A 12,709-nucleotide genomic window follows, 5' to 3' on the forward strand; every position below is an offset into this window, starting at 1 on the left:
GGGGAGGACGGCGGGGCTCCCGGCCAGGGGGGACTCGCCGCCCCGGCCGCCGTGCTCGGCCGGCCCGCCGTGGTGGCCGTCCCCCGCCGCCGGAACGGGTTGGAGCGGTGACCGCACCGGGCACGCGACCCCTGGTCGCGGTGGAACCCCGCCGTTGCAGACTGGACCTCCGTCCCCGCTGCTGAGGAGCCAGGTATGCCCAGAACGGCCGCGATCGACTGCGGTACCAACTCCATCCGCCTGCTGATCGCCGACGTGAGCGCGCGGGAGGGCGGGGGCACCAGCCTGACCGACGTGCGCCGGGAGATGCGGATCGTGCGCCTGGGGCAGGGCGTCGACGCCACCGGTCGGCTCGCGCCGGAGGCGGTCGAGCGGACCAGGGTCGCCCTCGCCGAGTACGCCGACATCATCGACAGGTCCTCGGTCGACCGCGTCCGGATGGTCGCCACCTCCGCGACCAGGGACGCCCGCAACCGTGAGGACTTCTTCTCGATGGTCCGCGACACCCTCGGGACGGAGGCCGAGGTCATCACCGGTGAGGAGGAGGCCCGCTTGTCCTTCGCCGGTGCGGTCGCCGACCTCGACCCGGCCGACGGCCCCTTCCTCGTGGTGGACGTGGGCGGGGGGTCCACCGAATTCGTGCTGGGCGACTGGGACGGCGTCCGTGCCAGCGTCCGCGCCGCCCGATCGGTGGACATCGGGTGCGTCCGGCTCACCGAGCGCTGCCTGCGGGACGACCCGCCCACCGACGAGCAGGTGGCCGCCGCGCGGGCGGTGGTCCGCGACGTCACCGCCCCGGCCTTCTCCGAGGTCCCGGTGGCCGCGGCCACCACCTGGGTGGGAGTCGCCGGCACGGTGACCACGCTCTCCGGGCTGGCCCAGGGGCTGGCGGCGTACGACCCGGACGCCATCCACCTGTCCCGCCTGGCCCACGAGCGCATTGCCTCGGTCACCGACTGGCTGGTCACCTCCTCGCACGCACGGCGGTCGGAGGAACAGGTCATCCACCCAGGGCGGGTGGACGTCATCACCGGGGGAGCGGTGGTGGTCGCCGAGCTCGCCGACCAGGTCAGGGCTACCGCCGGTATCGACGAGCTGGTGGTCAGCGAGCACGACATCCTGGACGGCATCGCGCTGTCCATCGCGCGCTGACGGGTACCCACCGTCAGGTTGCCCCCATCGGAGGCATAACCTGTCCGCTGTCCGGCGGATATGCGCTCAGCCTTCTGTAACGCTTCGTGCCTACGGTTGCTCTGGGTGTTTCAATGCGATCTGATTTTCGGGTGATCCTGTGGCGACTTCGTAATCCGTGACCCCTTGCTTGGCTGCGGATAGTGACTACGGTCGCTACATCGAAACCCGTCAACCGGGTCGGCCGCACCTGGCCGACCCCACCTGCCACGGCGACCCGTCGTGGCACGAGCTGGAGGACGTTCCATGCGAGCAGGGCGAAGGACCGCCTTCATCGCACTCCCAACGGCGGCCGCGCTGCTGTTGACGGCGTGTGGTGGAGGCGACAACGGTGGTGACAGCGCCGCCGACCCGAACTCCGAGGTGACCGTGTTCACCACGGAGCCGGAGAACCCGCTGATCCCGGGCGGCACCAACGAGACTGGCGGCGGCCGTGTGGTCGACACCATCTTCAGCATGCTCGTGCGGTACGACAACGAGGACGCCTCGTCGATCAACGAGGTCGCGGAGTCCATCGAGGCGGACGAGGACGGTCGGGTCTTCACGATCACGATCAAGGACGACTGGAAGTTCCACGACGGCACCGACGTCACCGCGCAGAGCTTCGTCGACGCCTGGAACTGGGTGGCCTACGCCCCCAACGGCGCGCTGAACGCCAGCTTCTTCGAGAAGATCGAGGGCTACGAGGACGTCCACCCGGCGGACGAGGGCGAGGAGCCCACCGCCGAGACCATGTCCGGCCTCGAGGTCATCGACGAGCACACCTTCCAGGTGACGCTCTCCGCCCCGTTCGCGATCTTCCCGGAGACCCTCGGCTACAGCGCCTACGCGCCGCTGCCCGAGGCGTTCTTCGAGGACCAGGAGGCCTGGGAGGCCGAGCCGATCGGCAACGGCCCGTTCCAGTTCGTCTCCCGCGTCCCGGACCAGGAGATCAAGCTCACCAGGTTCGAGGACTACGCGGGTGAGCAGCAGCCGCAGATCGAGAACCTGACCTACAAGGTCTACCAGAGCCTCGACGCGGCCTACACCGCCGTGGTCTCCAACGACCTCGACGTGCTCGACCAGATCCCCGTGTCGGCGCTGGCCGGTGACGCCTGGAAGACCGACCTCGAGGGCCGCACGCTGGAGGTCGACCTGCTCCTGAGCTACACCCTGAGCTTCCCGCTCTACGACGAGGTCTACGAGGACGTCAACCTCCGCCGCGCGCTCTCCCTGGCGATCAACCGCGAGGAGATGGCGGAGCAGATCTTCTTCGGCAACCGCCTGCCCGCGCAGAGCCGCGTGCCCGCCGTCCTGCTCGACGACCCCGAGGGCCAGTGCGAGTACTGCGACTACGACCCCGAGCGGGCCAAGCAGCTGCTCGCCGAGTCCGGCTACACCGGCGACGTGGGCATCACCTACAACTCCGACGGTGACCACCAGCAGTGGGTCGAGGCCGCCTGCAACAGCATCGCGAACACGCTGGAGATCGGCTGCAACCCGGAGCCGGTGCAGACCTTCAACGTGCAGCGCGAGATCGCCAACGCGCGCGAGTTCACCACCATGTACCGGACCGGCTGGAAGGCCGACTACCCGTCGATCGAGAACTTCCTGACCCCGCTGCTGCGCACGGGTGCCTCCTCGAACGACGGTGACTACAGCAACCCGGAGGTCGACGCCAAGCTCGACGAGGCCGACCAGGCCTCGTCGGTCGAGGAGGCCACCGAGCTGTACATGGAGGCCGAGCGGATGATCAACGAGGACATGCCCTCCATCCCGGTCTTCGACGACAAGGGCCAGGCCGGCCACTCGACCCGTGTCGAGAACGTGCACCTGAACCCGCTCCGTACGCTGGACGTGCTCTCGCTGTCCCTCGCCTGAGCCGACTGACCGGCACCGACGGGTCGGATCGCACGTGCGGTTCGGCCCGTCGGCGTGAGGGATCGAACACACCCCCCGCACCGACCTCGCCCGCCACCGTCACCGGACGGACGGGCTCGGACAGGTGAACAGGCCGGGTACCGTGGCCCAGATGGCACGGTCCCGGCCCTTCCGCCGTCCGGGCCCCACCCACCACGAACGGAACGGGGTTCAGGAGGACCCATGGGCCGCTATGTGGCCAGACGACTGCTACAGCTGATACCGGTCTTCATCGGCACGACGTTCCTGATCTACCTGCTGGTCTGGGCGCTGCCCGGAGACCCCTTCGCCGGCAAGTGCGGCGAACGCCCCTGCCCCGAGTCGTTCGTGGCAGTCATGCGTGAGAAGTTCAACATGGATGACCCGCTGTTCATCCAGTACGGCAAGTACCTGCTCAACCTGCTCCAGGGGGACTTCGGGGAGACCTTCTCCGGCACCTCGGTGGGCACGCTGATCAGCAACGCCTACCCGGTCACCATCCGGCTCGCGCTGATCGCCCTCCTCTTCGAGGCGCTGATCGGTGTCATCGCCGGCATCCTCACCGGCCTGCGCGGTCGGGGCTTCATGGACAACCTCGTCCTCGTCTCCACCCTGTTCCTGATCGCCATCCCCACCTTCGTCACCGGTTACCTGGTGCAGACCGTGTTCGGGCTCCAGCTCGGCTGGATCGCGCCGACGGTGTCGGGGAACGCGAGTTGGGGGGAGCTCCTGGCACCTGGATTCGTGCTGGCCAGCGTGTCGATGGCCTACGTGGCGCGGCTCACCAGGACCAGCATCGCCGAGAACAAGCGCGCCGACTTCGTGCGCACCGCCGTCGCCAAGGGGCAGCCGCAGCACCGGGTGGTGGGAGTGCACCTGCTCCGCAACTCGGCCATCCCGGTGGTCACCTTCCTCGGCACCGACCTCGGCGCCCTCATGGGCGGCGCCATCGTCACCGAGGGCATCTTCAACATCAACGGCATCGGAGGCCTCGTCTTCCGTTCGATCGCCCGGCAGGAGGGCACCACGGTCACCGGGGTCGTCGTGCTGCTGGTGATCGTCTACCTGGTGATGAACCTGCTCGTGGACCTGCTCTACGCGGTACTTGACCCGAGGATTCGCTATGACTGACCCGACGGCCGCGGCCAGCGCGGGCAAGATGGAGACCCGCGCACAGGAAGAGATCACCGCCGAGGGGCACGGCGCCCGGCCAGGCGGCGGAGCCGACGACGGCAAGCAGCGGAGCCTGTGGGGCGACGCGTGGGTGAGCCTGCGCCGCAGGCCGATCTTCATCATCTCGGCGGTCATCATCCTGTTCCTCACGGTGATGGCGCTCTTCCCCGGTCTGTTCACCTCGGTGGACCCGACCAAGGCCGATCTCTCCCTCGCCAGGCAGACGCCCTCCGCCGACGCGTGGTTCGGTTACGACCAGCAGGGCAGGGACATCTACGCCCGGGTGATCCACGGGGTTCGGGCCTCGCTGGTGGTCGGGGTGCTCGCCACCCTGGGCACCGTGCTGCTCGGCAGCCTCGTCGGCCTGTTCGCCGGCTTCTACGGCGGCTGGCTTGACGCGATCCTGTCCCGGTTCGCCGACGTGTTCTTCGGCCTGCCGTTCGTGCTCGGCGCGATCGTCATCCTGTCGACGTTCAACCCGCCGGGCACGTCCTACGGCCCGGTGCGGATCATCTTCCAGGTCATCTTCTCGATCGTCGTGCTGTCCTGGCCGGTGACGATGCGGATCATGCGCTCCGCCGCGCTCACCGCGAAACAGCAGGACTACGTGAAGGCGGCCCGGGCACTGGGCGCCAGCCCGACCCGGATCATCTTCCGGCACCTGCTGCCGAACACCCTGGCCCCGGTGCTGGTCTACGGCAGCATCGCCCTGGGTACCTACATCGCCCTGGAGGCGACGCTGTCGTTCCTCGGCGTCGGGCTGCGGACCCCGGTGGTGTCCTGGGGCGTGATGATCAGTGACGCCAAGGAACTGATCCGGATCGCCCCGCACATGCTCCTGTTCCCGGCCGGCGCGCTGGCCGTCACCGTGCTGGCGTTCGTCATGCTCGGTGACGCCGTGCGCGACGCCCTCGACCCCAAGATGCGATAAGGAGGTGCCGAACGTGTCAACGGAGGGACAGTCGGCGGAGTCGCCGAACCCGTCTCCGCTCGAGGACCCGGCGGCGCCGGCCGTCGTCCAGCAGGGCTCCGAACCGCTGCTGGCGGTCTCCGGCCTGCACGTGGAGTTCCGCACCCAGGAGGGGGTGGCCCGGGTGCTCAACGGGGTCCGCTACCACGTGGACGCCGGGGAGACGCTCGCCGTGCTGGGCGAGTCCGGCTCGGGAAAGAGCGTCACGGCCAACACCGTGATGGGCATCCTGGAGATGCCGCCGGCCGCCATCACCGCCGGGGAGATCCGCTTCCGGGGTGAGGACCTGCTCACCGCCAGCGCCAGCCGGCGGCGGGAGGTCCGGGGCGAGGGCATCGCCATGATCTTCCAGGACGCGCTGTCCGCGCTGAACCCCGTGTTCACCGTCGGGTTCCAGATCGAGGAACAACTCCGCAAGCGGCGCGGCATGAGCAGGAAGGACGCCCGGAAGCGGGCGATCGAACTGCTCGACCTGGTGCGCATCCCCAACGCCAAGGGCCGGGTGCGGCAGTTCCCGCACGAGTTCTCCGGCGGCATGCGGCAGCGCGCGATGATCGCGATGTCGCTGGCGTTGGACCCCGAGGTGCTGATCGCGGACGAGCCCACCACCGCGCTCGACGTCACGGTGCAGGCCCAGATCATGGACCTGCTCGCGGAGATCCAGCGTGAGCGGAACATGGGGATGATCCTGATCACCCACGACCTCGGCGTCGTCGCCGAGGTCGCCGACCGGATCGCCGTCATGTACGCCGGGCGGATCGTCGAGGAGGCCGACGTCCACTCGATCTACCGCAAGCCCGGCCACCCGTACACGCGGGCGCTGATGGACTCCATGCCGAGGCTGGACCAGCGCGGCCAGGAACTGAACACCATCAAGGGTCTTCCGCCGAGCCTGACCGCCATCCCGGAGGGCTGCCCGTTCCACCCCCGGTGCCCGCTGGCGATCGACCTCTGCCGGGAGAAGGACCCCGAGCTGCTGACGATCGCCGAGGGGCGCGTCAGCGCCTGTCACCGTAGTGATGAGTTGATGCGCGATGAGTGAGCCGATCCTCCAGGTGCGTGACCTGGTCAAGCACTTCCCCGTCAAACGCGGCGTGCTGTTCCGCCGCACCATCGGGCAGGTCAAGGCCGTCGACGGGGTGTCCTTCGACCTCAACAAGGGTGAGACCCTGGGCGTGGTCGGTGAGTCCGGATGCGGCAAGTCGACCCTGGCGCAGGTGCTGATGCGCCTGGAGCCGGCGACCTCGGGCACGGCGATGTTCGAGGGCCAGGACATCTTCTCGCTGCGCGGGGCTGCGCTGCGGAAGCTGCGCCGGGACATCCAGATCGTCCTCCAAGACCCGTACACCTCGCTGAACCCGAGGATGACGGTCGGGGACATCGTCGGGGAACCCTTCGAGATCCACCCCGAGGTGGCGCCGAAGGGCGACCGGCAGGCGAAGGTGCGCGAGCTGCTGGACGTCGTCGGGCTCAGCCCCGAACACGCCAACCGCTACCCGCACCAGTTCTCCGGCGGGCAGCGGCAGCGGATCGGCATCGCCAGGGCCTTGGCGCTGCGACCCAAGGTGATCATCTGCGACGAGCCGGTGTCGGCGCTGGACGTCTCGATCCAGGCGCAGGTGATGAACCTGCTCGCCGAGCTGCGCCGGGAGTTCTCCCTGTCGTACGTGTTCATCGCGCACGACCTGTCCGTGGTGCGGCACCTCTCCGACCGGGTCGGTGTCATGTACCTGGGCCGCATGGTGGAGATGGGGACCGAGCAGCAGATCTACGAGCACCCCACCCACCCGTACACCCAGGCGCTGCTGTCCTCGGTTCCGGTGCCGGACCCGTCGCTGCGCGGTCAGCGGGAGATCATCCGGCTGACCGGCGACGTCCCCAGCCCGGTGTCGCCGCCCTCGGGGTGCCGGTTCCGCACCCGGTGTTGGAAGGCGCGGGACCTGTGCGCCACCGAGACGCCGCCGCTGGTGGACCCGGGGACGTCCCCGGTGGAGGGTGCCACCTGGCCCGGTGGTGACGAGGGCGCGGCGCATCCGAGCGCGTGCCACTTCCCGGAGGAGAAGCCGAAGGTCGTGGCCTAAAGGCGGGTGAGCAGGTGACGGGGCGGCGTTCCGCGTGGAACGCCGCCCCGTCCGCCTCTCCAACCTTCCGGGACAGCGGTGGGCGAGGCGCCGTGAGGCACGCGGCCCCGCTCCCACCAGTCGGTGTGCTGTCCGTCGGGGGGACGTCAGCCGTTCAGGGTGCTCTCGATGAACTCGGCGAGGTCGGCGGACTGCTGGACCCTGGACTCCTCGTGGACGTACATCATGTGGCCCGCCTCGTAGTAGCGGAACTCGACGTTGTCCTGCAGCTCGGCGGGGATCGGCAGGTGCGCGAACACGTGTTCGGCGGCGAAGTGGGGCGTCGCGCCGTCGTGGTAGCCGCACGCGACGTGCACCCGCAGGTGCGGGTTGGTGCGCATCGCGGTCGCCAGGTCGTCCGAGGACTGCACGTGCGCGCCCTCGAACTCCGCGTAGGACCAGGGCTGCACCCGGCGGGAGAGGACCTCGTAGGGCAGGTCGTTGTGGTAGCCCAGTTCGGAGCGCAGGTAGTGGTTCAACGCCGCGCTGTAGGGGCCGGTGATCGCGTTCATGCTCGGGTCGGCCGTGAACCGTTCGAACCCGCCGTCGGCCTCCCAACCCCGGAACCGCCCGTCCAGCCGTCCCACGACCTCGCCGCGTTCGCGCAGCAGTTCGGTGAAGAAGCGGATGTGCTCGATCCGCAGGTCCACCTGGTCGACGTACTTCTCCGACAGCCCGGTGAGCCGGGCGAGGGTGGCGACCGCCTCGGCGCGTTCCTCGCTGGTGAGCCGGGCGCCCCGGGCCAGCGCCCACGGGTAGTCCCTGGCCGCGTACGCCTCGGCCTCGTCCAGCACCTCGCGCAGCGGCCGGTCACCGTGCAGGCCGTGGTAGTGCGCGATGGCCGCGTAGGTGGGCAGGAACAGCGAGTAGGGCAGGTCGTTGCCCTTGGTGAATCGGATGGTGCCCATGTCCAGCACGCTGGAGATCAGCAGCAGCCCGTTGAGGTACATCCCGTACCGGGACTGGAGGTGGTTGGCCAGGCCGGCGGCCCGCAGGGTTCCGTAGGACTCTCCCGCGAGGAACTTCGGCGACATCCACCGGCCGTTGCGGCTGGTCCACAGCCGGATGACCTCACCGATGGAGTCCAGGTCGCCCCGGAAACCGTGGAACTGATCCGGTTTCTCGCCCTCGGCGGCCCGCGAGTAACCGGTGGAGACGGGGTCGATGAAGACCAGGTCGCTGTGCGCGAGGAGGGTCTCGTGGTTGTCGGCGAGCCCGTAGGGCGGGGGGAGCAGGTCGCCGGCGTCGCCCATCAGCACCCGGCGGGGTCCTAGCACGCCGAGGTGCAGCCAGACGCTGGACGAGCCAGGGCCACCGTTGAAGGCGAAGGTCACCGGCCGCGAGCCGGGGTCGGCGCCGTCCAGGGTGTAGCTGGTCACGAAGATCTCCGCCTTGGGGCGGTGCCCGTCGAACACGCCGTCGGTGTGCACCTCCTCCCGTAAGACGACGCGACCGGTGGTCGCGGTGTAGGGGAGGGTGCGCTCGCCCACGGTCAGGCTGTGCTGGGTGGTGACCAGGTCGTCGGTCGGGGTCTGCGCCGTGCGGGTGGCCGACGCGTCGGCGGCGTGGTCCTCCCGCTCGCTCGGCGCGCTCGCGCTCTCGGTGTTCGCCATGCGCCGCAGCCTACGGAGCGGACGCGCGGCTCCGCGAGAACCATCCGGTCACGACGGGCCGCCGGAGGCGTGCGCGCGGCCGCCGGCCCGCGTTCCCCGCCCGGGTGTCGCGGGACATGGCGGAACGCGCTGGCGGGCAGGGTGGAGACATGGAGGAAACGCACTGGCCCGCCGGGGTCGCGCCCACCCTGACCGGGATCGGCGAGGTGGACGAGGTCCTGCCCACCTGCCGAGCCTGCCCCCGCCTGGTGGCGTGGCGGGAGGAGGTGGCCCGGGTGAAGCGGGCCGCCTTCCGCGACGAGGAGTACTGGGGGCGGCCGGTGCCCGGTTTCGGGCCGGCGGACGCGGCACTGGCCGTCGTCGGGCTGGCCCCTGCCGCGCACGGCGGGAACCGCACGGGCCGGATGTTCACCGGTGACCGTTCGGGCGAGGTGCTGTACGCGGCGATGTACCGGGCCGGGTTGGCGTCAAGGCCGGACTCGGTTCGGCCTGGCGACGGGCTGCGGCTGCGATCCACGCGGGTGACCTCGCCCGTGCACTGCGCGCCTCCGGACAACAGGCCCACCCCAGGTGAACGGGACACGTGCCGGCCGTGGCTGGCCCGGGAGTTCGAACTGCTGCGGCCCACCCTGCGGGCGGTGCTGGTGCTGGGCGGGTTCGGGTGGCAGGCGGTCCTACCGGTGCTCGCCGCCGCGGGCTGGCGTGTCCCCCGGCCCCGCCCCCGTTTCGCGCACGACGCCCACGTGGTGCTGCCCCCGGTGTCGCAGGGCGGCCCGCTGCACCTGTTGGGTTGCTACCACGTGAGCCAGCGGAACACCTCGACCGGCCGTCTGAGCCAGGAGATGGTGGAGGACCGGCTGCGCGTGGCGGCGGGGGTGGCCAACATCGCGGAATGAGACACCTCACGCTCGGCCAGGGGAACGAAGGCCGGTTGGGCCGTTCGTGGTAGCCCGTTCAGGCTGGCGTTTTGTCCGATTCCCCGCTCTGAGCAGCGTTTCCGCAGGGAGTGGAGAGCGAGCCGGGTCACACTGAGCCACCACTGAACGGTTCGGGTGACGTCGCCGGTGCAACCATGGAGGCATGGCTGGTGTGAAGTCCGGACCGACGCGCATTGTGATCGTCGGCGGTGGATACGTCGGAATGTATACGGCCCTGCGCCTACAGTCAAAGCTGCGCGGGCGGGAGGCCTCTGTCACGGTCATCGACCCGCAGCCCCACATGACCTACCAGCCGTTTCTCCCCGAAGCGGCGGCCGGTTCGATCGAGCCCCGGCATGTGGTGGTCCCGCTCCGGCGCACCCTGCGCCGGTGCCACGTGGTGACCGGGCGGGTCACGCGCATCGAGCACGCCCGCAAGGCGGTGACCGTCGAGAACCAGGACGGCGTGGTCGAGGAGATCGAGTACGACCAGCTGGTCGTCTCGCCCGGTTCGGTGGCCAGGACGCTCCCGATCCCCGGGCTCCCTGAAGAGGGGATCGCCTTCCGGACGGTCGGTGAGGCCATCTACCTCCGCAACCACGTGCTGTCCCGGCTGGACCAGGCCGCCTCGACGCAGGACCCGGAGGTGCGCCGGAAGCTGTTGACCTTCGTGGTGATCGGCGGGGGCTTCGCGGGGATCGAGGCGCTCGCCGAGCTGGAGGACATGGCCCGCTACGCCGTCCGCTACTACCCCTCGATCAAGCAGTCCGAGGTCCAGTGGGTCCTCGTCGAGGCCGCGAACAGGGTCATGCCCGAGGTCAGCCCGAAGATGGGTGTGTACACGGTGCGCCGGCTGGAGGAGCGCGGGATCCGCTGCTACCTGGAGACGCGCGTGGAGAGCATGGTCGGCGGCCACGTCGTCCTCTCCGACGGCACCGAGTTCGACGCGGACACCATCGTCTGGACTGCGGGCGTGAAGGCCAACCCGATGCTCCGGGACACCGACCTGCCGCTCGATGAGCGGGGCCGGGTTCGCTGCACGGCCGCCCTCCAGGTCGAGGGGACCTCCGACGTGTGGTCGGCGGGGGACTGCTCGGCGGTTCCGGACCTGTCCAAGGCCGAGACGGACCCGAACGCGACGTGCAGCCCTTCCGCCCAGCACGCGGTCCGGCAGGCGCGGCAGCTCGCGGACAACCTGATCGCCTCCCTGCGGGGCAAGCCGACCCGGCAGTACAAGCACGCCCACGTGGGTTCGGTCGCTGGCCTTGGCCTCTACAAGGGTGTCGCGGACGTGTACGGGATCAAGCTGAAGGGCTTCCCCGCGTGGTTCATGCACCGGACTTACCACATGAGCCGCATGCCCACCTTCAACCGCAAGGTCCGCATCGTCATCGACTGGACGCTCGCCCTGCTGCTGCGCCGCGAGGTCATCTCCATGGGGCAGATCCAGGACCCCAAGGCCGAGTTCGCCAGGGCCACCGCCAAGTGAGTTGTGCCACCAAGGCGGAAACAGCGTGGTTCCCGCCCAGGTGCGCCGTTCGGTCGAGCGCCCTGCTCTGATCGCCCGGGCGCCTCGCCACTTCTTGTAGTAGTTCTGTTGTCAACCCTCGCTCAGATGGTCCAGTCGAGCGATAATGTTTCTCGTTCAACTTGACAGTGAGTAAGCCGAACCCGAAACTACTGCCCGTTGATCCACTTCAGGGTGTGGTTTCGCGCGTCGGAAAGAGGGTGATCCTCCATGTCGCTGAAAGAGCTGGCAGCGCTGCTCCGTTCGGGTCAAGCGGAGGACGGAGCGCTCGCCGAGTACGCGGCGGAGTACGCCAGGGAACAGAAGATCTTCCGGAAGAAGGACGACTGACGTGATCCCAGCCGGCGGGGACGCGGCAGCGCCTCCGCCCGGTCAGGCCGATCCCGTTCCCCCGTCCCCGTCGAACGCCCTGGGTGAGGTGCTGACGGCTCCGCTGCTGCTCCAGGGCCAGGACTACTTCTTCCGCGCCCCGAGCACCTGCCTCGACTTCCAGGAGCGCATGTACGCGGCCGACCTCGTCGACGAGGGGGCGGCAGACAGCGCCGGCGAGCCGCAACCCTGCGTCCTCGTGCTCGCCCGCGCCGCCGAGATGGAGATGAACGAGCTCTCCCTGGCGCTGGCGGAGCGGGACATCCGGCTGGTCCGCATCGACGCCGACCGCTGCCTCGAGCTACCGCTCACCGTCTACCCGGACGCGCCGCTGGTCGAACTCGGCAACCGGCTCCTGCGTCCCCTGCTGGTCTGGCGCCGCCACTTCGACATCGCCGCCGTTCCCGCCGACGCCCGTTCGCTGCGCGGCGCCTACGCGATCGAGCAGTGGGCCGCCGTCGCCGACTGGTTGTCCGTCCGCGGTGACTGGTGCCATGTCAACAGCCCCCGCCACACCCGCAACCTCGACCGGCTCAGCCAGCTGGACGACGCCGCGTCCTTCGGGCTCCGCGTCCCGCGCACCGCCGTGACCACCCGGCCCGCCCGGAACCGACCGGGCGGCGGCCGGTGCCTCGTGAAGTCCGCCGGCCGCCACCTGCTCGAACCCCGGCCCGGCGCGCTCCACGGGCTGTTCCCCCGGCCGCTCGACCCCAGCAGGGCCCGGGACGTCGTGGAGCCGGCTCCCGTGATCGTGCAACAGCACCTCGACGCGGACGAGGAACTGAGGGTCTTCGTCGTCGGAGGCGAGCTGATCACCTACCGCGTGCGCAAGCTGGACCCGGCCCAGCTGTGGCAGGACCCGGACGCCGTCACCGTCGAAGCCGTCGAAGCCCCCCGACCGCTCGCCGCGACCCTGGTCGCGCTCGCCCGCCACTGGCGGCTCGACGGCG

10 protein-coding genes are annotated in these 12,709 nt (G+C 69.8%); 9 read left to right on the plus strand and 1 reads right to left on the minus strand.

Features of this window, described 5'->3' with window-relative positions; all coding sequences use genetic code 11:
* Nucleotides 1-195 precede the first annotated feature (195 nt).
* The 6 genes from ACTIDRAF_RS0220080 (at nt 196) to ACTIDRAF_RS0220105 (ending at nt 7,293) form a co-directional block, all read left to right on the plus strand.
* A complete protein-coding gene (locus ACTIDRAF_RS0220080; protein ID WP_016700511.1) occupies nt 196-1,152 on the plus strand; it encodes a Ppx/GppA phosphatase family protein in 957 nt (318 codons plus the stop codon).
* 285 nt (nt 1,153-1,437) lie between these two features.
* Nucleotides 1,438-3,051 carry a peptide ABC transporter substrate-binding protein gene (locus ACTIDRAF_RS0220085; RefSeq protein WP_016700512.1) on the plus strand — a complete coding sequence of 538 codons (1,614 nt, stop codon included), beginning with the start codon at nt 1,438-1,440 and terminating at the stop codon, nt 3,049-3,051.
* A gap of 222 nt (nt 3,052-3,273) precedes the next feature.
* Entirely contained in the window at nt 3,274-4,200 is a 927-nt protein-coding gene (locus ACTIDRAF_RS0220090; RefSeq protein ID WP_016700513.1) for an ABC transporter permease, read from the plus strand.
* Nucleotides 4,193-5,173: an ABC transporter permease gene (locus tag ACTIDRAF_RS0220095; protein ID WP_016700514.1), complete on the plus strand. Its 981-nt coding sequence runs from the start codon at nt 4,193-4,195 to the stop codon at nt 5,171-5,173. The genes ACTIDRAF_RS0220090 and ACTIDRAF_RS0220095 overlap by 8 nt, the downstream gene beginning before the upstream one ends.
* A gap of 106 nt (nt 5,174-5,279) precedes the next feature.
* Nucleotides 5,280-6,254 (plus strand): ABC transporter ATP-binding protein, encoded by a 975-nt coding sequence (locus tag ACTIDRAF_RS0220100; RefSeq protein ID WP_039788376.1) that lies wholly within the window; start codon nt 5,280-5,282, stop codon nt 6,252-6,254.
* On the plus strand, nt 6,247-7,293 hold the full coding sequence (locus ACTIDRAF_RS0220105) for an ABC transporter ATP-binding protein (RefSeq protein WP_016700516.1): 1,047 nt from the start codon (nt 6,247-6,249) through the stop codon (nt 7,291-7,293). Before ACTIDRAF_RS0220100 ends, ACTIDRAF_RS0220105 begins: the two co-directional genes overlap by 8 nt.
* 146 nt (nt 7,294-7,439) lie before the next feature.
* Here the strand turns inward: ACTIDRAF_RS0220105 and ACTIDRAF_RS0220110 are convergent, their stop codons facing one another.
* Nucleotides 7,440-8,945, minus strand: coding sequence for a S10 family peptidase (locus ACTIDRAF_RS0220110; protein ID WP_016700517.1), 1,506 nt, complete (start codon nt 8,943-8,945; stop codon nt 7,440-7,442).
* A 149-nt stretch (nt 8,946-9,094) separates the two neighbouring features.
* Between ACTIDRAF_RS0220110 and ACTIDRAF_RS0220115 the strand changes: the two genes are divergently transcribed.
* The 3 genes from ACTIDRAF_RS0220115 to ACTIDRAF_RS0220130 form a co-directional block, all read left to right on the plus strand.
* Nucleotides 9,095-9,841, plus strand: coding sequence for a uracil-DNA glycosylase (locus ACTIDRAF_RS0220115; protein ID WP_016700518.1), 747 nt, complete (start codon nt 9,095-9,097; stop codon nt 9,839-9,841).
* A gap of 184 nt (nt 9,842-10,025) precedes the next feature.
* On the plus strand, nt 10,026-11,351 hold the full coding sequence (locus ACTIDRAF_RS0220120; RefSeq protein WP_026066311.1) for an NAD(P)/FAD-dependent oxidoreductase: 1,326 nt from the start codon (nt 10,026-10,028) through the stop codon (nt 11,349-11,351).
* 370 nt (nt 11,352-11,721) lie between these two features.
* Nucleotides 11,722-12,709, plus strand: a 988-nt coding sequence (locus tag ACTIDRAF_RS0220130; protein WP_016700521.1) for an ATP-grasp domain-containing protein, incomplete at its 3' end; no start/stop codon positions are given.

This window comes from Actinoalloteichus spitiensis RMV-1378 (genome assembly GCF_000239155.1).
GTDB classification, from domain to species: domain Bacteria; phylum Actinomycetota; class Actinomycetes; order Mycobacteriales; family Pseudonocardiaceae; genus Actinoalloteichus_B; species Actinoalloteichus_B spitiensis.

Excerpts from the sequence above, each read along its gene's own strand:
- ACTIDRAF_RS0220080 (WP_016700511.1), top strand. The coding sequence starts at position 196 with ATGCCCAGAACGGCCGCGATCGACTGCGGTACCAACTCCATCCGCCTG.
- ACTIDRAF_RS0220085 (WP_016700512.1), top strand. The coding sequence starts at position 1,438 with ATGCGAGCAGGGCGAAGGACCGCCTTCATCGCACTCCCAACGGCGGCC.
- ACTIDRAF_RS0220090 (WP_016700513.1), top strand. The coding sequence starts at position 3,274 with ATGGGCCGCTATGTGGCCAGACGACTGCTACAGCTGATACCGGTCTTC.
- ACTIDRAF_RS0220095 (WP_016700514.1), top strand. The coding sequence starts at position 4,193 with ATGACTGACCCGACGGCCGCGGCCAGCGCGGGCAAGATGGAGACCCGC.
- ACTIDRAF_RS0220105 (WP_016700516.1), top strand. The coding sequence starts at position 6,247 with ATGAGTGAGCCGATCCTCCAGGTGCGTGACCTGGTCAAGCACTTCCCC.
- ACTIDRAF_RS0220110 (WP_016700517.1), bottom strand. The coding sequence starts at position 8,945 with ATGGCGAACACCGAGAGCGCGAGCGCGCCGAGCGAGCGGGAGGACCAC.
- ACTIDRAF_RS0220115 (WP_016700518.1), top strand. The coding sequence starts at position 9,095 with ATGGAGGAAACGCACTGGCCCGCCGGGGTCGCGCCCACCCTGACCGGG.
- ACTIDRAF_RS0220120 (WP_026066311.1), top strand. The coding sequence starts at position 10,026 with ATGGCTGGTGTGAAGTCCGGACCGACGCGCATTGTGATCGTCGGCGGT.